The organism is Flavobacterium dankookense (assembly GCF_004362665.1).
Lineage (GTDB): Bacteria > Bacteroidota > Bacteroidia > Flavobacteriales > Flavobacteriaceae > Flavobacterium > Flavobacterium dankookense.
The window spans coordinates 81,212-102,234 of record NZ_SNXR01000011.1; the positions used below are offsets into that span (position 1 = coordinate 81,212).

General features: G+C 34.1%; 13 protein-coding genes. 7 read left to right on the top strand and 6 right to left on the bottom strand.

From position 1 onward, the window contains the following. The first annotated feature begins 30 nt into the window (after window positions 1–30). The 3 genes from BC748_RS01480 to BC748_RS01490 all read left to right on the top strand — a co-directional run bounded on the left by BC748_RS01480 (window position 31) and on the right by BC748_RS01490 (window position 9,137). Window positions 31–654 (top strand): response regulator, encoded by a 624-nt coding sequence (locus BC748_RS01480; RefSeq protein WP_133531691.1) that lies wholly within the window; start codon window positions 31–33, stop codon window positions 652–654. Window positions 655–1,378: 724 nt separating this feature from the next. Continuing rightward, window positions 1,379–5,167 (top strand): T9SS type A sorting domain-containing protein, encoded by a 3,789-nt coding sequence (locus tag BC748_RS01485; RefSeq protein WP_133531692.1) that lies wholly within the window; start codon window positions 1,379–1,381, stop codon window positions 5,165–5,167. 214 nt (window positions 5,168–5,381) lie between these two features. Continuing rightward, entirely contained in the window at window positions 5,382–9,137 is a 3,756-nt protein-coding gene (locus BC748_RS01490; RefSeq protein ID WP_133531693.1) for a T9SS type A sorting domain-containing protein, read from the top strand. 57 nt (window positions 9,138–9,194) lie between these two features. On the opposite strand, the gene meaB is transcribed toward BC748_RS01490, so the two are convergent. Next, window positions 9,195–10,277, bottom strand: a complete 1,083-nt coding sequence (meaB, locus tag BC748_RS01495; protein ID WP_133531694.1) for a methylmalonyl Co-A mutase-associated GTPase MeaB — start codon at window positions 10,275–10,277, stop codon at window positions 9,195–9,197. 107 nt (window positions 10,278–10,384) lie between these two features. On the opposite strand from meaB, the gene BC748_RS01500 reads away from it, so the two are divergent. The 3 genes from BC748_RS01500 to BC748_RS01510 all read left to right on the top strand — a co-directional run bounded on the left by BC748_RS01500 (window position 10,385) and on the right by BC748_RS01510 (window position 13,878). Then, on the top strand, window positions 10,385–11,602 hold the full coding sequence (locus BC748_RS01500) for an MFS transporter (RefSeq protein ID WP_133531695.1): 1,218 nt from the start codon (window positions 10,385–10,387) through the stop codon (window positions 11,600–11,602). 322 nt (window positions 11,603–11,924) lie between these two features. Further along, window positions 11,925–13,331, top strand: coding sequence for an FAD-binding oxidoreductase (locus BC748_RS01505; RefSeq protein ID WP_133531696.1), 1,407 nt, complete (start codon window positions 11,925–11,927; stop codon window positions 13,329–13,331). 73 nt (window positions 13,332–13,404) lie between these two features. Beyond that, window positions 13,405–13,878, top strand: coding sequence for an outer membrane beta-barrel protein (locus BC748_RS01510; RefSeq protein ID WP_162846386.1), 474 nt, complete (start codon window positions 13,405–13,407; stop codon window positions 13,876–13,878). Between the two features lie 238 nt (window positions 13,879–14,116). Here BC748_RS01510 and BC748_RS01520 read toward each other — a convergent pair whose 3' ends face one another. The 5 genes from BC748_RS01520 to BC748_RS01540 all read right to left on the bottom strand — a co-directional run bounded on the left by BC748_RS01520 (window position 14,117) and on the right by BC748_RS01540 (window position 20,161). Beyond that, window positions 14,117–14,698, bottom strand: a complete 582-nt coding sequence (locus tag BC748_RS01520) for a hypothetical protein (RefSeq protein ID WP_133531699.1) — start codon at window positions 14,696–14,698, stop codon at window positions 14,117–14,119. Between the two features lie 77 nt (window positions 14,699–14,775). Next, complete coding sequence (secA, locus tag BC748_RS01525) at window positions 14,776–18,132, bottom strand: preprotein translocase subunit SecA (RefSeq protein WP_133531700.1); 3,357 nt, start codon at window positions 18,130–18,132, stop codon at window positions 14,776–14,778. A 101-nt stretch (window positions 18,133–18,233) separates the two neighbouring features. Next, the gene (locus BC748_RS01530) at window positions 18,234–18,455 is read right to left on the bottom strand and encodes a DUF2795 domain-containing protein (protein WP_022828503.1); all 222 of its coding nucleotides are present in this window, start codon (window positions 18,453–18,455) and stop codon (window positions 18,234–18,236) included. 163 nt (window positions 18,456–18,618) lie between these two features. After that, window positions 18,619–19,188 (bottom strand): cob(I)yrinic acid a,c-diamide adenosyltransferase, encoded by a 570-nt coding sequence (locus BC748_RS01535; RefSeq protein WP_133531701.1) that lies wholly within the window; start codon window positions 19,186–19,188, stop codon window positions 18,619–18,621. A 274-nt stretch (window positions 19,189–19,462) separates the two neighbouring features. Then, window positions 19,463–20,161, bottom strand: a complete 699-nt coding sequence (locus BC748_RS01540) for an ABC transporter ATP-binding protein (protein WP_133531702.1) — start codon at window positions 20,159–20,161, stop codon at window positions 19,463–19,465. A 161-nt stretch (window positions 20,162–20,322) separates the two neighbouring features. Here BC748_RS01540 and BC748_RS01545 point away from each other — a divergent pair, with 161 nt between their 5' ends. After that, window positions 20,323–20,994: a hypothetical protein gene (locus BC748_RS01545; protein ID WP_133531703.1), complete on the top strand. Its 672-nt coding sequence runs from the start codon at window positions 20,323–20,325 to the stop codon at window positions 20,992–20,994. The last annotated feature ends 29 nt before the right edge of the window (window positions 20,995–21,023 follow it).

Sequence of the window (21,023 nt, forward strand, 5' to 3'; positions counted from 1 at the left end):
ACAATACCAATTCATCCTTATATTTGTCCTATGTTAACAAGGATTTTTATATATGACGATAGTACAGAACGAAGGGAAAGTTTAAAAGCACTCCTGAGTTTTAATGACGAATTCAAGTTTGTAGGCGAAGCCATGAATTGTTCTAACGTTCTGAATGAAATAGATAATTACTACCCAGATATAGTCCTGATGGACATCAGCATGCCCGATGTAGATGGCATAGAAGGGTTGCGATTAATAAAACTACACCACCCAGAAGTGAAGGTATTAATGCAAACCGCCTTTGATGATAGCGAAAAAATATTTACCTGTATCAAGAACGGAGCCAGTGGTTATATCCTGAAAAATGATAAACCTCAGCGAATACTAAAAGCCATAGAAGAAGTAAGCCAAGGTGGAGCTGCTATGAATCCTGCCATTGCTCAAAAAGTATTAGACTACTTCATTCCAAAAGAAATAGATAATCCGCTTTCGACAAAAGAAAATAAGGTACTAGCACTTCTATCCGAAGGACTATCTTATAAAATGGTAGCTGATAAACTCGGCGTTAGCTATGCCACCATAAACACCCATGCAAAGCACATCTACGAAAAACTCCACATTTCATCCCTTGGTGAAGCCATAGCCTTTTACTACAAAAACATAAAAAATTAAAAATTACGAATTGATCTTGATGATTTTTAATTCTTAAATTTTAATTCAAAACAAATTTTTTTTCTCCCTTTATTAAGGGATTTTTTGCGTTTTTCAAATGTTAATATTTGTTGAATTAAGCAACTGATTTATTAAAAAAAATAATAGACGAAATAAAGATTAAATAGTAATCATGAAAAATCAAATGAAAACAATCAAGATTATCCTAGCACTATGTTGCTTTTTAATAGAAAGCGATAGCGAGTGGGTAGCTAATGGTGCAATTCCGTGAGTTGGGGTAGTTGTTAAAAGAAATAACTGCAAATCAACTTGCAACCATGGTGGTGTCAGTCAAGTTGGAAAAACAGACCTAAAAGGAAAGTATCATGTTAACTATGAGAACCCAAAAATAGACGGTAGCATTGTCTTCAATTTGTAGAAACCTCTAAGAAAACATTGGCAAAGAAATAATAACCCTAGAAACCTGTAACCCTCTTGATAGCATTTATAGGAAAAGTGATAACAGCTGTTTCTATGTAACCGAGCCAATAAATAAGCTAGACACGAAAACGGTGATAGCCGTTACACCTGCTTATGATTTTAGACATGTAAATACCGTTAAACAACGGTGTCATTTATAGTTTAAACACCATAAAAAGAACCAACGACATCACAGACCTTTGTGATAGCGAATCAAAACAAATACAAAAAACAAATACTATTTTACTAATTAAACAAAGCAATTATGAAGAAAATTATTTTAGTACTGGGTTTGTTGTTTTGCATTCAGATGCAAGCAACAATTATTACGTTTCCCGACGCCAACTTTAAGAGTGTTCTAATAGGTACTTCGACTACTAGCTATACTGCCAAAGATAGCGCAGGAAATCCGCTGGTGATTGATGCTAATGGCAACAACGAAATAGAAGATACCGAGGCGTTGAATGTATATTATTTGCATATTGGCGCAGCAAGTATAAGCGATGCAACAGGTTTAGAATATTTCACCAACATAGAAGATTTGAATATAGACCATAACTCACTTACTTCTATGAACGATATCCTTTGGTCATTGCAGAATTTGAAGGTTTTAAATTTGGGCTACAACCAAATAGGTTATATTGATATTAATCTACATCCAAATATTGAAGTGGTTAGTATTTATAATAATTCGCTAACATTTTTTAGGATGACGCAGTGTCCTAATTTGAAAAGTATAGATGTCTATCAAAATCTTTTAACAACTTTTGACTTCGACAGAAATCCATTATTAGAAAGCGTTGAATTTTCATACAACAATGTAATTACTACCTCAGTTTTTGACTTACCAAGTTTGAAATCGATTCAAGGAGTTCACAATCAACTGAATGATTTAAGAATTTTTTATGCACCTATTTTAGAAAATTTAAATATATCATGGAATCAATTTACAAATTTTCCTTACGTTTCAGGAGATCTAAGTAGTTTGAAACAATTGTATATTTCAAACAATCCTAATTTAACTAGTTTACGATTAGTAGACCTTATAAATCTTGAAACGGTGCACTGTAATTCAGGACAACTCGCAACATTGAACGCAAGTAATTTACCAAGTTTAACTCATCTAGAGTGTAGTAACAATCTATTAACGAGTTTAATTTTAACAGGTTCGCCAGTTTCTTATTTAGATGCAAGCAATAATTTGTTGGGTGGATCAGGTATTGTTTGGCGCACAAACAGTAGCAATAGTGTTTCAAGTTCATTGAGTATAAGCAGCATTTCTTCATTAACTTATTTTGATTGTAGTGATAATCAGTTAACGTCTCTAAATTTAGTTGGCGCAAGTAGTCTTGCTTATTTTGATAGTAGAAATAACCCTAGCTTGGCTACAATTTTTGTTGACGATGTTGCGGCAGCCAATGCTAATACTTCGTGGTATAAAGACGCAGCAACAAGTTATGTTGCAGCAAGCTCACCACCAACGGCAAATTTTGATGGAATAATCGTTTGTTCTCAACCAGGGAATTTAATTGGTTATCCTTTAACAGTTAATGATTTAGATGCTGTTAGTAATCCAGTTGATGCATCAACAGTAGATTTAGACCCAAGCACTCCAGTGCAAGATACTAGTATTACAGTAAATAGTGTAACCTTTTCAGTTGATAGCAGTGGAGTTCTGAGCACAAATCAACCAGGCCTGGGGAACTACGGATTATTCTATACAGTTAAAGACAGTAATGGTCAGTTATCAAACATAGCAAATGTTAGTCTATATTTTCAACCAAATGTATTAGTAACCAACGATGATTTTTCGTCAACGCCAATTAATAGCGCAACTGGCGGAGTAACTTCGAGTGTTTTAGATAATGATTTAGTTGCTGGAAGTTCAATGATTCCATTAACAGCACAAGATAATTTTTATAATCTAGGATCAACATTTACTATTAGTTCAACAGGCTATATCACCATACCAGCAGGAACTCCATCAGGAGTTTATACCTTTTATTATGAAGTAAAACTTGCAGAATCTGCTACAGCATATTGCCCAGGACGAATGAGCCAAGCTACTATAGTGGTAACAGGTGGAACACCACCAACAGCTAATCCTGATCTTCCAATTGTTTGTCCAAATGTTTTTGGCGGAGCATCGTATGGCCTTTTAAATTACAATGTTGTTGCCAATGATTATGATGCTAGTAGTAATCCAGTTGATGCTTCTACAGTAGATTTAGATCCATCAACACCTGGACAACAAACTAGTACAATGATAAGTGGTGCAACGTTCTCCGTTAATGCTTTTGGTGATGTTACCTCAGATATAGCATTAATAGGAAGTATCACCATATACTATACTGTTAAAGACATGGCTGGTATTGAATCAAACGTGGCTTCAATAAACGTCTATTTTGACAAACCTTATTTCCCTAATGATGATGTTTTTACAGATACAGCAATTGATGGTGTAATGGGAGGAGTTTCTCCAAGTGTATTAATGAATGATGGCTTTCTTAATGCCTACACTAGTGTAGTTTTAATAAATACATCTGGTATGCCATTTACGGTTACCAGTTCTGGTGAAATTATAGTTCCAGCAGGAACACCGCCTGGTGTTTATATCGTGTATTATGAGTTGAGAGACATCGGTTCATCTTGTCCTAACAATCCTGCTTTTGCAACTATATTGGTTACTGGAGCAACTTATTATGCCGATAATGATGGTGATGGTTATGGAAATCCTTCAGGAACAACTGTAAATATCCCTACAACTGGATATGTTTTAGATAATACCGATTGTAATGATAACTCAGCATTAGCTAATCCTGGTTTAACAGAAGCATTATATGACGGTATTGATAATAATTGTGATGGTCAATTAGATGAAGGTTTTCAAATAACTACTGTTATGCAAAATTGTGGAGCAACATTATCAAGTATTGGTTCACTCATCTCTACAGTTAGTACGGCAGGAATAAATGGCTATCGCTTTGAAATTACGGATTTAACTAATTCTAATCCTGTTCAAACTATTGATAAAACAACTCATTACTTTAGTTTAACAGAATTAAGTAATTATAATTATTCAACTACTTATTCTATACGAGTTATGTTAAGAAAAACCAGTACCAATTCTTGGTTAGGTTATTATGGTCCAGCTTGTTCATTCTCTACTCCAGCAGTTTCATCTCCTTCTGGCGGAGTTGGTTCAACACAACTTCAAGCATATTGTGGACAAACATTACCGAGTTTAAGTACTTTGTTGACTACTACAAGTTTACCAGGAGTTGTTGGTTACCGCTTTAGAGTAACCAATACAATTACAGGTGCTGTTGAAACATTAGACAGAACTTTGCATTGGTTTTCTTTAACGATGTTAACATCTTATAATTATGGAACCACTTATAGTATTGATGTAGCGGTGAGAACATCAGCAACATTTCCAACAAATCCAGTATTTGGTGCGCCATGTTTGATAACAACTCCAATTGTCCCAATGTTGACATCACACTGTGGAACAATAGTTCCAACAAAGTCAACTTTAATCACTACTACTAGTTTATCAAAAGTAACGAACTATCGTTTTGAAGTTACAAGATATGATGCAACAGGTTTAGTCGTTCTTTCAACATCAATCGTTGATAAATCAAGCAACAAATTTACCTTAAATGACATTAGTAATTACGCACCAAATACAACTTATAGTGTAAGAGTTGCTCTCATGACTTCAGGAACTTGGTCGCCATTTGGAAATCCTTGTTTTATAACTTCACCTGCTATGCTTAGGTCAAATAAACCAGAAAAAGCTATTGAATTATTTGATTTAGTTGCATATCCAAATCCATTTAACAATCATTTCGAAATTAGTTTACAATCAACAAACAGCAATAATGTTTCAATTAAAGTTTATGATATGATTGGAAGACTTATTGATGATAAAAATGTAAATGCAAACGAAGTTTCAACCATTGAATTTGGTACAAATTATCCAACAGGAGTTTATAATGTTATTGTTTCACAAAACAATAATCAGAGAAGCTTTAGAATAATTAAACGCTAATTATCAGTTTTTTTAAGTAATTTTTAGAACTCCCAAACTTTTGTTTGGGAGTTTTATTTATTAAGGATATAAAAGATGTAGATAAAATACCGTTAATCAACGGTGTCATTTTTAGTTAAAACACCATAAAAAGTAACATCATTACTAGTGACCTTTGGAACATCAAACACCGACACAAAAACAAATACTATTTTACTAATTTAAAAAAGCAATTATGAAGAAAAAACTATTATTTTATTTAATTTTCATTATGGGAATTCAGAGTAGTATGGGACAATTCACTGCTATTCCTGATGTAAACTTTGAACAAGCTTTGATAGATTTGACATTAGATGACGTTATAGATCAACAAGTTTTAACAGCAAGTATAGATAATATTACTAGTTTATCTGTATCATTCAGAAATATTTCAGATTTGTCAGGTATTCAAGACTTCATAGGTCTACAGGTGTTGGATTGTTCTAATAATACTATTTCAGTGCTAAATTTAAGTGGAATGTCAAGTTTACAAACGTTGTATTCTGATGGTAATCAAATTAATCAAATTAATTTGTCTGGATTATCAAGTTTAGAAAATTTAAGGGTTAGTAACAATCAATTAACAACAATCAATTTAACAAACCTTTTGAGTTTAAAAAGGTTAGAATGCGAAAATAATTTTATAACATCTTTAGATGCAAGTAGTTTATCAAATTTAGAATATTTAGTTTGTGTAAATAATAATTTAACTTCATTAAATATTAGCGGATTATCAAATTTGACAGTTTTGAGTTGCGCTATAAATCAATTAACAACTTTAGATGTTTCAAGTCTTAGTAGCATCCAATTGTTGATCTGTTCTATAAATCAATTATCAGCATTAGATTTGAGTGGATTATCGACTTTAAATCAGTTGCAATGTGGTGATAATGCATTTTCAGTTTTAGATGTAAGAGGTTTATCAAATTTAAGTGTTTTATTAACTACCAATAGTCCTTTGCTAACTTGTATATTGGTTGATGATATTACTTTAGCAACATCAAATTCAAATTGGTATAAAGATGCAACAGCTAGTTATACAATTGATTGTTCTTGCCCCACTATTATAACACCAACTTTTGCCGAGATAGCACCAATTTGTACAAGTGGTTCTCTCTCGCCGTTACCAACAACATCATTAAATGGAATTATAGGAACATGGTCACCTGCATTTAATAACACTCAAACAACGACTTATACTTTTACTCCAAATACTGGTCAATGTGCAAGCACAATAACAAAAGAGATTATAATAAATCTAATTACAAACCAAATCAATATTAGCACAGGAATAGATACTGATAATTATTTTTTTCCTCAATTTAACGTTGATATTAACTGGTTATTAGTTAATGATCCGGTAGGGTTTGGAGGTTATGCACTAGGAATTGAAACACTTTTAGCACCATCAGAAGCAACTCCAGTTGTAGCAACAAATGCTCGATGGATAAATAACAGTGGTGCACTTCAAGGTGGAGCACCGCCTGGATTGTGTGTTTATGAAAAAACAATTACAGTAGTTAGCGGATTTGATAATCTGAATATTAACTTTTCTATTGCGCATGATAATAATTTAGTTTCTCTTGAAATAATACGACCAGATTTATCAATAATAAATATAAACCCTCCATTAACACCATATTATTTATCACAACCAATTAATAATGATTTTACTAATCCTATGGTTGGGGATTGGAAAATAAGAGTAGTAACTAAGATTGCTTTTACACCTGTTTATACTGAAACAGGTGCTTTTTTATTAAGCGGATTTGCTACACTATCATCAGCATTTCTAGTAACACCAACTTTTACTGATATTGGTTCAATATGTTCATCAGATGTTTTACCACCTTTACCATCAACTTCAATAAATGGAATAACAGGAACTTGGTCACCAGCACTTGATAATACACAAACTACTACTTATACATTTACTCCTAATGCAGGTCAATGTGCTACTGAATATGCCATGACAATAGTAGTTAACACAGCAACTACTTGGTATGCTGACACAGATAATGATACTTTTGGAGATATAAATAATTCAGTATTATCTTGTGATCAACCTTTTGGATATGTTTCTAATAATACTGATTGTGATGATAATAATATACTAGCTTATCAACTATTTCCTTTTTATGTAGATGCTGATGCTGATGGATTTGGTGGTGCTATTTTGGAGATGAAATGTTCTGAAGATTCTGCTATTCCTCCTCCTGGTTACGCAACAGATTTTAACGATTGTGATGATAATAATCCAGCGATTAATGAACAATTTACATTTTATCCTGATAATGATGGAGATGGGTTTGGTGATTTGGTTTCTGTAAGAGTTTGTTCTGTTGATGAGTTTACTGCTCCAACGGGATTTTCAATTAATAATGATGATTGTGATGATAGTAATGCTGCTATAAACACAAGATATTTATTTTATCCAGACAATGATGGTGATGGTTATGGTAACTTTTTTCAAGTAATGGTATGTGCCGTTAATGCTACTACACCACCAACAGGTTATGTAACTAATGGTATTGACTGTGATGATAATGACCCAACAATTACACCACTGCCATTGTTTAACCAAGTAGCACCAATTTGTGCAGGAGCAACTCTTGCACCACTACCAACGACAGCGCTAAATGGTATAATAGGTTTTTGGTCACCAGCATTAGATAACACACAAACAACTACTTATACGTTTTTTCCAAATAGTTTCTTGTGTGCTACTACAGCAACAATGACAATAGTTGTAACACCATGCGGACCAACTACACCAATAAATCCAGCATTATGCGGAACTACATTAACTAATATTGGTTCAATTATCAATGCAGTTGGAGTTGGATCTGGTGCAAATTATCTTTTTGAAGTTACAGATGTTGGTTCAAGCCCAGTAGCACCAATTGTTCAAACGTATGTTACAGGTGGCTCACCTAATTTTAGCTTGACAAGTTTACCGTCATTTCATTATGCAACAACTTACTCAGTTAGAGTAAAGATATTTATTGGCGGAGCTTGGTCTAATGCATTTAGCGCACCGTGTTTAATTTCTACACCAAATGTCGTTTTACCAACAGGACAAGCGCAAGTTAACCCATCACAATGTGGAGCAACTTTAACTAGTCTTAGCACTTTAATAGCAACAACAAGTTTGCCACGTGTTCAATGCTATAGGTTTAAAGTAACTGATTTAACAACTGGACAAGTGCAAACGATAACTAGAAGTCTGCATTGGTTTAGTTTAACAATGCTAACTAATTTCAACTATGGAACAACTTATTCTGTGGAAGTGGCAGTGAGCACTGATTGTGTTAATTTCTCCCCTTTTGGTAATTCTTGTAATGTTACTACTCCGGCTGTGCCAAGGTTAACAACATATTGCGGTATAGTAGTTCCAACAAAAACAACAGCGATAGCAACATTAAGTCTTCCTCAAGTAAACATGTATCATTTTGAAGTAACTAGGTTAGATTCATCAGGAAATCCATTAGGAACGCCAAAAGATATATTTAAAAATGCTCCTCAAAATTATTTTGCATTAAATGATTTACAAGCACTACCATATAATATCTATGCTCCAAATACTAATTATAGTGTTAGAATAAGAGTTATGTCAGCGGGAACTTGGTCACCATTTGGGTTGTTACCATGTGTAATAACTTCACCAAACATTGCAAGGATGATGGAAGAAGAAAAGGCAACAGAATTATTTGAAGTCATGGCATATCCAAATCCATTTAATAATCATTTCGAAATTAGTTTACAATCAACAGACAGAAATAATGTTTCAATTAAAGTTTATGATATGGTTGGAAGACTTATTGAGGATAAAAATGTAAATGCAAACGAAGTTTCAACCATTGAATTTGGAACAAACTATCCAACAGGTGTTTACAATGTTATTGTTTCTCAAAGCAATAATCAGAGAAGCTTTAGAATAATTAAACGTTAGTTTCGTTATTATAATAGTGGTTTTTTGAAAAACTCCTAAGCGAAAGCTTGGGAGTTTTTATTTAAAATACTTTTCCAACAAATTCATAGCCGCTGCAAAAGGTGATATCTCATTACTTTGCACAGCTTTTTTATTTTCTTCCAATAACGAACTGATTTCAGGATGTGTATAAAAATGTGATTTCAACTGTTCGTTTATAGTTTCCATCATCCAAAACTGATTTTGGTTTTGACGTTTTTCTTCAAAATAATTGTTGGATTTTACCAATTCGAAATAGTCAGCAATAATCTTCCAAACGTTGTCAATCCCAGTTTTTTCAAAAGCGCTACACGTAGTAACATTAGGAATCCAACCCGAAGATTTTGCAGGAAATAAATGCAACGCTCGGTTGAATTCCGTTTTGGCCAATTTGGCTTTCGCAACATTATCACCATCGGCTTTGTTGATTACAATCGTATCTGCCATTTCCATAATGCCGCGTTTGATGCCTTGCAACTCATCGCCAGCACCCGAAATTTTCAACAACAAAAAGAAATCCACCATGCTGTGAACCGCAGTTTCGCTTTGACCAACGCCAACAGTTTCTATAATAATCGTGTCAAAACCACAAGCTTCACAAAGAATAATAGTCTCACGGGTTTTTCGAGCAACACCACCAAGCGTTTCTCCCGAAGCACTCGGACGTATAAATGCGTTTTCGTCTTTTACTAATTCTTCCATTCGGGTTTTATCGCCCAAAATACTTCCGTGCGAAATGGTACTGCTTGGATCAACCGCTAACACCGCTACTTTTTTACCAATAGAAGTCAAGTATTTCCCAAAAGCTTCAATAAACGTACTTTTCCCAACGCCTGGAACACCCGTAATTCCTATGCGGATGGATTGATTAGCATGTGGCAAACAACCGTTGATGATTTCGTTCGCTTTCGCCAAATGCTCAATATTAGTACTTTCAACCAGCGTAATCGCTCGGCTCAAAGCCACTTTGTCTTGTGCCAAAATCCCAGCAATCAATTCCTCTGCCGAAGGTTGATTTTTTCTCTTGAGCAATACTTTCTGCACAGAGGAAGCGTTCAAAATTTCCGGTTGTGGAATTCCGTCTTTTTCTTTTAGCGCCGATTTTTTTTGGTTTTCTTCCAAGGTTTGTATCCGTTTATAAAATCTTACTCCTAATGATTTGCTAAAATTACTAAATGTTATTTTAATCACTAATATTAATAGTACTTTTGTACCGTTAAAAAATTAAAATGGAAGTAGAAACTACTATTCATGGCACAAAAAAGGTAACTCCGTTACTAGAAAAAACGGTTTATTCCATACTTTTTTCCATCAGTTTTGCTCATTTGCTCAACGATTTAATTCAGGCAATCATTCCGTCCATCTATCCGTTGTTGAAGGAAAGTTATAATTTGTCGTTCTCTCAAATTGGTTTAATCACTTTTGCGTTTCAGTTTTCGGCGTCCATTTTCCAACCGTTAGTGGGTTATTATACCGATAAAAATCCAAAACCCTTTTCTCAAATTTATGGAATGCTGTTTTCTATGGCAGGAATTGTTTCTATTTCCTTTGCCGATAATTTCTACTGGATAATCGCTTCGGTAATTTTAATCGGAACAGGTTCATCCATTTTCCATCCCGAATCGGCACGAATTTCCAATCTAGCTTCGGGCGGAAAACGTGGTTTGGCACAATCTATTTTTCAAGTTGGAGGCAATTTCGGAACAGCACTTGGACCACTTTTAGTAGCGTTGATTGTTATCCCCAATTCACAAAAACACATTCTTTGGTTTGTTATCGTTGCAGTCATAGGTTTGGCTATTTTGAGTAAAATCGCCTATTGGTATCGCGACCATTTAATTTTGAGAAAAAACAAAGTCCAGCCTTTTATCGATTTTCATAATCTTCCAAAACAAAAAGTGCAAATCGCCATCGGAATACTATTAATCGTTATATTTTCTAAGTTTTTCTATACTGCAAGCTTGTCAAGTTATTACCAGTTTTACATCATCGATAAATTTGGTTTAACAATAAAACAAGCCCAATTCCACATGTTTATTTACCTGATTGCCTATGCTGTTGGAACCATTCTCGGCGGACCATTAGGCGACAAAATCGGGAGAAAATATGTCATTTGGATATCTGTTTTCGGAGCGTTTCCGTTTGCTTTGCTGTTGCCTTATGTCAATCTTTTTTGGACCGATGTATTAATGGTTATCATCGGAATAATCATTTCCTCAGCATTTCCAGCAATTTTGGTTTACGCACAAGAATTATTACCTAAAAAACTCGGCATGGTTTCCGGACTTTTCTATGGTTTTGCCTTCGGAATGGGTGCTTTGGGTTCGGCTTTGCTCGGCAAATTGGCAGACGAAACATCAATTCAATACGTCTATCACGTTTGTTCCTATCTTCCGTTGATTGGCGCAATTTGTTATTTCCTTCCCAATTTAAAGAAAAAAGAGTAGGAGCGAATCGGTAGTGCATTCTTGTTTTCCCTATTCCTGCTGCTTAAACTCGCTTTGTCTTGTTTTGAAAACAAGACAAGAGCTCAAACAATTTCAGCATCAGGGCTAAACAGGATTTGTCTTTTGTAAATGCATCATTTCAAAAGAAATCAATCCATAAAATTCTTTTTCAAGTTTCTATTCTATAATCCATTAGTCAATTGTCTATCCGTCTATATTCTTTTTTCTATTCTCTTTTTTCTATTTTCTATTCTCTTTTTTCTTTTCTCTTTTTTCTATTTTCTCTTTTCTTTTTCTATTTTTACTCATCAATAATTTTACCATGTCTCTCAATACAGAAGTACTTCATAAACTCACTCAAATAGTTGGCGAAAACTATATCTTCACCGACATAGAAACTCGAAATCATTACGGTCATGATGAAACCGAAGATTATGTTTTTCCGCCAAGCGTAGTTGTAAAACCAGCCAATACCAGTGAAGTTTCGGCAGTTATAAAATTGGCAAACGAATACAAAATCCCAACAACGCCAATTGGAGCGCGAACAGGTTTAAGTGGTGGCGCATTATCCATTTATGAAGGTATCGGATTGTCCTTGGAACGATTAAATAAAATCCTCGAAATTGACGAACAAAATTTACAAGTTACCGTTGAACCAGCTGTAATAACCCAAGTTTTACGTGAAACCGTTGCCGAAAAAGGATTGTTCTATCCAGTCGATCCAAGCAGTATGGGAAGTTGTTGGATTGGAGGAAACATTGCCGAAAATTCGGGTGGCGCACGAGCAGTGAAATATGGTGTAACCAAAGATTATGTTTTAAATCTAGAAGTTGTTTTGCCTAATGGTGACATAATTTGGACTGGAGCCAATACGTTAAAAAACTCTACAGGTTACAACTTAACCCAATTGATGATTGGCAGCGAAGGAACGCTTGGCGTAATCACGAAAGCGGTTTTGAAATTGCTTCCTAAAAATTCTCATAATGTTTTAATGTTAGTGCCGTTTTATAAAGCACAAGAAGCTTGCGAAGCCGTTTCGGCAATTTTCCGTGCCGGAATTATTCCAAGTGCTTTGGAATTTATGGAACGCGATGCTATCGATTGGACATTGAAATATCACGACGATATTAGTATCAATGTTGATGACAAAGTTCAAGCCCATTTACTAATTGAAGTGGATGGAAATTATCCAGAAATCTTGATGATCGAAGCCGAAAAAATAATGTCAGTTGTTGAACAATTTGAAATTGATGAAGTTCTTTTTGCTGATACTGAAGATACAAAAAAGGCCTTGTGGAAAATGCGTCGTTCGGTTGCCGAAGCCGTAAAATCCAATTCGATTTATAAAGAAGAAGATACGGTTGTGCCACGCTATATGTTGCCTGAACTATTGACAGGAATTAAACGAATAGGAGCGAAGCATGGTTTTAAATCCGTTTGTTATGGTCATGCTGGCGATGGAAATCTACACGTAAACATCATCAAAGGCGATATGACGGATGACAATTGGCAAACACAAGTTCCAATTGGTATTCGTGAAATATTTGAATTAACCGTTTCACTCAAAGGAACGTTGTCAGGCGAACATGGCATTGGTTACGTTCAAAAAAACTTCATGGATATTGCTTTTTCACGTTCTCATTTAGAATTAATGGAAAGTATCAAGCGTGTTTTTGACCCAAACAACATTCTAAATCCAGGAAAAATTTTCCCCGATCATTTGACATAATACGACATTTGACTTATTGTATCGTTTGTTAATCAAAAGTAGTTTTGCATCATAACCTTTAAATTATAATATGATGAAAAAATTACTATTTGCTGCTATTGCAGTTTTTACATTTGGATTTACTAATGCACAAGAGACAAAATTTGGTGCTAAAGCAGGTGTTGACCTAGCCACTGCAAAAGTGAAAATTTTAGGAACAACAGCTACTGCTTCGGAAACTGGATTTTTTCTAGGTGGTTTTGCTAACATTGGTCTTTCTGAAAAATTCTCTGTGCAACCAGAGTTACTTTATGTTGCAATTACTGATTTGAACTTTATAAGTGTTCCAGTTTTGGCAAAATATAACGTAGCCGAAAAATTCGGTATTATTGCTGGACCAAGTTTGAACTATTTCTTAGATGCTGAAGAAGATGAATTTAAAGTAAATGTAGATTTTGGAGCAATATATGACATCACAGAAGAAATAGATGTAAATGCTAAATATTCATTAGGAATGGGTGATGTTAGTGTGAGTGGAATTTTTATTGGAGCTGGTTATAAGTTTTAATTTTTGGATTAGTTAAAACCGGAAAGCCATCTTGTGTAATAACTCGATGGCTTTTTTTATAGGATTTAGTCTCTTTTTGGAGTTTGTTTTTTAATTCTTTTCTCCTCTTTTTTTTCCTTAGCAGTTTTTAGAGGTTCTTTCTTTGCTGCTTTTTGAACGTCTTTTCCTTTTGCCATGATAGTTGATTAAATTTGGTTTATTATTATAGTAAGTAAAGATAAAATAAATTTTGTTTTTATTACATTCCGAGTGCTTTTAATACTTTTTTGCTAAACAGCTTTGTTGCCAAAACATTTTCTTTATCCTTGTTTAGAAATTTCCATGTATTATTAGTTGCTTGATCAGCAATACCAATCATTGTTGATATTTTGGTTATGGTAAAAGTGTTAGTTTCTTTATTGAAAGTTACTTTATCCGTTTCCATTCCAGCTTTAAAAATTTCTAACATCATTTCAGCCTCTTCATCATCTTCAATTTTTTCTTGAAGTGTTAATTCCATAGATAAATTATGGTCAATTAGACAAAATGTTTGTGTATCGATTTTTTTTATTTCTCCAAATTTAAAATCGGGCGGAACATTCAAAAGTTTTATTTTCATTTCATCATTTCCATTAAATGTGGAAATGAGTATTTGTTTCATTTGTTCTTTTGAAACAATTTCAAATACTTTAGGATAAGTTCCGTCAATTATTTGGTCAAAGTCTAAAATTGCCGTGGCTTCATAAACTTTTTGTGCTTCAATTTTTAAGGAATTTAAGTCTTGCCCAACTGTTACTTGAGAAATTAAAAGCAACAGAAGTGCTAATTTTTTTAGTTTCATAGATTATGTTTTTTCAAATATAAAAAAATCCCCAACAGTTTTAACCATTGAGGATTATATTATTAATTAGTGAAGTGTTATTCGTGAACCAAAACCCATTCACCAGTAGCAATCATACTTTCTGCTTTTTTGTATTTCATGCTTTCTGTTTTTCCACTCATTACATGTTTTACAGTAACGGTATCATTACGGTTAATTTTTGGTGTTTCGCGAACGATAGTTTCGGTTACTTGAGGACGTTGTTGTGTATGGCTTGCTTCGTTTCCAACTTGATTGGAAATCTTTCCATCATTTTCAATTTCGTCTTTTGTTTCTGTATAATTCTCTTTGCGTTTTACTTCTCTAGCTTCTTGGATATTTTGATTTTGTTGAGGTAAATCTCCTTTAAACAAGAACGATATCACTTCTTTGTTAACTCCATCAAGCATGTTGCTAAACAATTTGAACGCTTCTAATTTATATATCAACAATGGATCTTTTTGTTCGTGAACCGCTAATTGAACCGATTGTTTCAATTCGTCCATTTTGCGTAAATGTTTTTTCCAAGCTTCGTCAACAATAGCTAGAGTGATATTTTTTTCAAAATCAGCTACGAGTTGTGCACCATTAGATTCAAAAGCTTTTTTCAAATCGGTAACTACATTCAAGGTTTTGATTCCATCAGAAAACGGAACTACAATTCGCTCAAATTTATTACCTTCTTTTTGATATACTTCTGTAATGATTGGCAAAGCTTCTCGAGCGCTACGTTCTGTTTTTTCAGCATAATAAGCCATTGCCGCTTTATATACTTTGCCTGTAATTTCCATTTCAGACATTTTTTCAAACTCATTAGCCGAAATAGGCGATGTGATTGAAAAATAACGAATTAATTCAAATTCAAAGTTTTTGAAATTATTAGCTCCTTTATTATCGCTTACAATTACTTCGCAAGTATCATACATCATGTTTGCGATGTCAAGTTTCAAACGTTCTCCATGTAAAGCATGACGACGACGTTTGTAAACTACTTCACGTTGTGAATTCATAACATCGTCATATTCTAGTAAGCGTTTACGTGTTCCAAAGTTGTTTTCTTCTACTTTTTTCTGTGCGCGTTCAATCGATTTTGTCATCATTGAATGTTGGATAACTTCACCTTCTTTCAATCCCATTCGGTCCATGATTTTGGCAACTCTATCCGAACCAAAAAGACGCATTAAGTTATCTTCTAACGATACATAAAACTGCGAACTTCCAGGATCACCTTGACGACCAGCACGACCACGCAACTGACGGTCAACACGACGAGAATCGTGACGTTCTGTTCCAATAATTGCTAAACCACCAGCCGCTTTTACTTCTGGCGAAAGCTTAATATCGGTTCCTCGTCCAGCCATATTGGTTGCAATAGTTACAACACCAGGATTTCCTGCTTCGGCTACGATTTCTGCTTCTTTTTTGTGCATTTTAGCGTTCAATACGTTGTGAGCAACACCACGCATTTTCAACATTCTACTCAATAATTCTGAAATTTCTACCGATGTTGTTCCAATCAAAACTGGTCTTCCAGAAGCGGAAAGTTGCGTAACATCTTCTATAACGGCATTGAATTTTTCACGAACTGAACGGTAAATCAAATCTTCTTTATCTTTTCTTGCCATTCCACGATTGGTTGGAATTTCAACAACGTCTAATTTATAAATTTGCCATAATTCACCAGCTTCAGTAACCGCAGTTCCTGTCATACCAGCCAATTTGCTGTACATACGGAAATAATTCTGCAACGTGATAGTGGCAAAAGTTTGAGTTGCCGCTTCGATAGTAACTTGTTCTTTAGCTTCAATAGCTTGGTGCAATCCATCAGAATAACGGCGACCATCCATAATACGACCTGTTTGCTCGTCAACGATTAGGATTTTATTATCCATGATTACATATTCTACATCTTTTTCAAAAAGTGTATAAGCTTTCAATAATTGCGTAAGTGTATGAATACGCTCTGATTTTACTCCAAAATCTTGAAACAATCGTTCTTTAGCTTCCGCTTCTGCGTCTTTTTCTAGATTTTGTTTTTCGATGTTGGCAATTTCAGTTCCAATGTCTGGAAGAACAAAAAAGTTTGAATCGGTATCTTGTGAAAGGAATTTAATTCCATTATCGGTCAATTCTACTTGATTGTTTTTTTCTTCGATTACAAAATACAATGCTTCATCAACCAAAGGCATTTTGCGATTGTTATCTTGCATGTATTCGTTTTCGGTTTTTTGTAAAAGTGCTTTAATTCCTTCTTCACTTAGGAATTTAATCAAAGCCTTGTTTTTTGGTAGTGAACGATATGCTCTCAACAATTGAAAACCACCATCTTTTGTATTTCCTTCTTTTATCAAACGTTTTGCTTCCGTTAAAAAGCCGTTGGACAATTGACGTTGTAAATTGTAAAGATTTTCAATTTTTGGTTTCAATTCATTAAATTCGTGTCTATCACCATCAGGTACTGGTCCTGAAATGATTAAAGGCGTTCTTGCATCATCAATCAATACTGAGTCGACCTCATCGACAATGGCATAATTGTGTTTTCTTTGCACTAAATCTTCTGGCGAATGTGCCATATTATCACGCAAATAATCAAAACCAAATTCATTATTTGTTCCATAAGTAATGTCAGCTTCGTAGGCTTTTCTTCTTGCGTCAGAGTTTGGCGAATGGTTATCAATACAATCTACAGTAATTCCGTGGAATTCAAATAAAGGTGCTTTCCAAGTACTATCACGTTTTGCTAAGTAGTCGTTTACGGTTACCAAGTGAACACCATTTCCAGTCAAAGCATTCAAATAGAGTGGAAGTGTTGCTACTAATGTTTTTCCTTCACCGGTTTGCATTTCGGAAATTTTACCTTGATGCAATACAACGCCACCAATTAACTGAACGTCATAGTGAATCATATCCCAAGTAATTTCTTTTCCGGCAGCATTCCAAGAGTTTGCCCAAACGGCATTATCACCATCCAAACTGATGTATGATTTTGTAGCAGAAAGTTCTCTGTCTTTTGCTGATGCAGTAACGGTGATTGAAGTATTCTCTTTAAAACGACGAGCAGTTTCTTTAACAACTGCAAACGCTTCTGGAAGAATTTCATTTAATACTTTTTCAGAGATATCATATGCTTCTTTTTCGAGAGCATCAATTGCATTGTAGATATCTTCTCTTTTATCAATATCAGAAGTGTTTTCTGCTTCTTGTCTTAGGGTTTCAATCTTTGCATCTTTTTCTGCTCTTGCAGATTTTATTTTTTCTTTGAAAGAAACGGTTTTGTTACGTAATTCATCGTTTGACAAAGCCATTAAAGTGCTTTCAAAAGATTTAATTTTAGTAATTAAAGGTTGTATTGCTTTTACATCTTTTTGGGATTTGTCTCCTACAAAAGCTTTAAGAATACTATTAATGAAACTCATATTATTATGATTTATGTTTTTAAAATCCCGATACTTCGGGTGTAAATTTAATATAAAAAAAAGCCCTAACGGACTTTTAGTTTTTTGTGTTTGGTTATTTTTTAATATTCATCCTCGTTCCAAAGATAGTCTTCGTCGGTTGGATAGTCTGGCCAAATTTCTTCCATTGATTCGTATATTTCGCCTTCGTCTTCAATAGATTGAAGATTCTCCACTACTTCAAGTGGAGCACCAGCTCTAATTGCGTAATCAATAAGCTCATCTTTGGTTGCAGGCCACGGTGCATCACTTAAATACGATGCTAATTCTAATGTCCAATACATCTTCTATCGGTTTTAATTTATGCAAAAATAAATTTTTAACTGAAAAAGTCAAGTTTTTTTTGATTTATTTTCAATACTATGTAAGAACGTGTTTTTTTTAATGTTTAATTTTCAGTTTTTAATGACGAATGTTCCTCTGAAAATAGCTTTTGAAAACGATTTACTACTTGCGTGGTATCCACTGAACTTCATCCGCTTTCAGGTCAAAGGACAACTTTCGTGCCAAGACAAAAAGGTAGTCAGAAAGTCGGTTTAGGTATTTAATAACAAGTTCGTCAGTTGGTTCGATGTCATTTAAATGGACAGCTAAACGCTCGGCACGACGGCAAACGCAACGTGCAATATGACAATATGACACAGTTGTATGTCCGCCAGGAAGCACGAAATGTGTCATCTGTGGTAAACTATCCTCCATAGAGTCGATTTCGTTTTCTAGAAATTCGATATCGGTTTCTAAAATGCCAAGATTTTGAAGGCGTTTTTGACCGTTTTTTAAAACCTCTTTTTCTGGTGGTGTGGCAAGAATTGCTCCAACGGTGAAAAGTCGGTCTTGAACTTCAACTAGTACGTTTTTGTATAATGGATTCATTTCTTGGTCGCGAATTAAACCAATATGTGAGTTGAGTTCATCGACTGTTCCATAGCTTTCAATTCGAATGTGGTGTTTTGGTACGCGTGTTCCGCCAAAAAGCGCTGTTGTTCCTGTATCTCCAGTTTTGGTATATACTTTCATTTTAGATTTTTAGATTTTTAGATTTTCAGACTGTTAGACTGTTAGATTTAAGTCTTTGGCAAAAAAATCAAAATTGTTTTTCAAAGGTAGCAAAAATTAGAATGGTTTATCTAATAGCCCAGATTACTTCACCTAGTGTTTTTTTTTATCGGAGTTCAGTGAATGTTTTGCATTTGAAACGGAAATCAACTCTGTCAAAGTTTTAAACTTTGATAGAGTTGTTGGAGAGAAAAGCTGGAATTACTATTACTGATAAAGCCCGAGCGATTCACTTCTACAAATGATTTGTATTTTGGTTGTCACTTTCGATTAATCCATCTCGAAGGCGAATAATTCTGTGAGCATAAGCTGCAATGTCTTCTTCGTGCGTTACTAAAATGACAGTGTTTCCGTTTTTGTGAATTTCATTGAATAGATTCATGATTTCTACGGAGGTTTTACTGTCTAGATTTCCAGTTGGTTCGTCGGCAAGAATGATGGAAGGTTTGTTGACTAAAGCTCTTGCAATGGCAACTCTTTGGCGTTGTCCACCCGAAAGTTGGTTGGGTTGATGATCCATTCTATCGGCAAGATTTACTTGGGTTAGCACTTCGGTTGCGCGTTCGTTTCGTTCTGATTTTGAAAAACCGGCATAAATCATAGGCAACGCAACATTGTCTAATGCAGTTGTTCTGGGCAAAAGGTTGAAGGTTTGAAAAACGAAACCAATTTCTTTGTTTCTAATTTCGGCTAAATCGTCATCATGCATTTGAGAAACGTCTTTTCCATTAAGAATATAACTACCAGAAGTTGGTGTGTCCAAACAACCTAAAAGGTTCATTAGCGTTGATTTTCCTGAACCACTTGGTCCCATTAATGCGACGTATTCGCCTTTGTTGATTTGTAAATCAATGCCTTTTAAAACATTTATGGTTTCACTGCCAAGTTGAAAATCTCTTTTAATTTGGGTTATGTCGATTAATGGATTTGCCATTTTTAATTGAATTGAGTTTTTTATTGGTAGTAAATATACTGATATTGTTACAATTGTTTTTTTGTTTTGATTGAAAGAATTATATAACTTTTATAAATAATTGTGTAATGTTAAAAAATTGAAGTTGAATTAGTTTTACACCAACATTTAAACCTAATAAAATGAAAAAAAATATTTTGAAATATGGAGTTTTTTTTATCGCAGCAGTGAGTTTAGTTTCTTGTAAAAACAAGGAATTGGAAATTGCGGATAAAAAAATAGCTTCATTAGAAAGTTATGTAGATTCTATTGAAGTAATAAATCTTGAAGAAACGGAAACCAATTGGGACAGAATTTCTAGTGATTTTGATAGAAAAAATTTAGAATCGAGTGATGCGATATCAAATTTAACTGAAGATGTAAAATATACAAGTCAGGCAAAAATTGATAGTATTAATGCGCGATATGTTGTAGTGAAAACAACTATTGAAACAAAAGCGGCAAAAAAGCAAGTAATTAATCCAAATCAACTTTTGAGAGATCGATTTTTTGGTGCTGGAAAAATTGGTGAAGACATGAATTTTTCGTGGGTGAATAAAGATAATATTTTGAGTACATATCAAAGTTTCTTTGATACTTACAAAGCCAATAAAAGTGATTTTTCTAGAGAAGATTATGATGAAGTTAAGTTAATGTATGAAGCATTAGATACTAGAAAAAACACGGTTGAAAAAGAAGGTTTGTCATCTAGTGATAATACTAAAATTGCATCTATAAAATTTAAATTTTCTCCAATGTTTAAAGTAAACAGAATTGGTGCTAAAGCAAGAGAAAATGAAGAGGCAAAAGAATAATTTTTAAGTTTATTTATTCAATTCAGAAA

Coding starts and splice junctions, on each gene's coding strand:
- BC748_RS01480 (WP_133531691.1), top strand. CDS start 31: ATGTTAACAAGGATTTTTATATATGACGATAGTACAGAACGAAGGGAA.
- BC748_RS01485 (WP_133531692.1), top strand. CDS start 1,379: ATGAAGAAAATTATTTTAGTACTGGGTTTGTTGTTTTGCATTCAGATG.
- BC748_RS01490 (WP_133531693.1), top strand. CDS start 5,382: ATGAAGAAAAAACTATTATTTTATTTAATTTTCATTATGGGAATTCAG.
- BC748_RS01500 (WP_133531695.1), top strand. CDS start 10,385: ATGGAAGTAGAAACTACTATTCATGGCACAAAAAAGGTAACTCCGTTA.
- BC748_RS01505 (WP_133531696.1), top strand. CDS start 11,925: ATGTCTCTCAATACAGAAGTACTTCATAAACTCACTCAAATAGTTGGC.
- BC748_RS01510 (WP_162846386.1), top strand. CDS start 13,405: ATGAAAAAATTACTATTTGCTGCTATTGCAGTTTTTACATTTGGATTT.
- BC748_RS01520 (WP_133531699.1), bottom strand. CDS start 14,698: ATGAAACTAAAAAAATTAGCACTTCTGTTGCTTTTAATTTCTCAAGTA.
- secA (WP_133531700.1), bottom strand. CDS start 18,132: ATGAGTTTCATTAATAGTATTCTTAAAGCTTTTGTAGGAGACAAATCC.
- BC748_RS01530 (WP_022828503.1), bottom strand. CDS start 18,455: ATGTATTGGACATTAGAATTAGCATCGTATTTAAGTGATGCACCGTGG.
- BC748_RS01535 (WP_133531701.1), bottom strand. CDS start 19,188: ATGAAAGTATATACCAAAACTGGAGATACAGGAACAACAGCGCTTTTT.
- BC748_RS01540 (WP_133531702.1), bottom strand. CDS start 20,161: ATGGCAAATCCATTAATCGACATAACCCAAATTAAAAGAGATTTTCAA.
- BC748_RS01545 (WP_133531703.1), top strand. CDS start 20,323: ATGAAAAAAAATATTTTGAAATATGGAGTTTTTTTTATCGCAGCAGTG.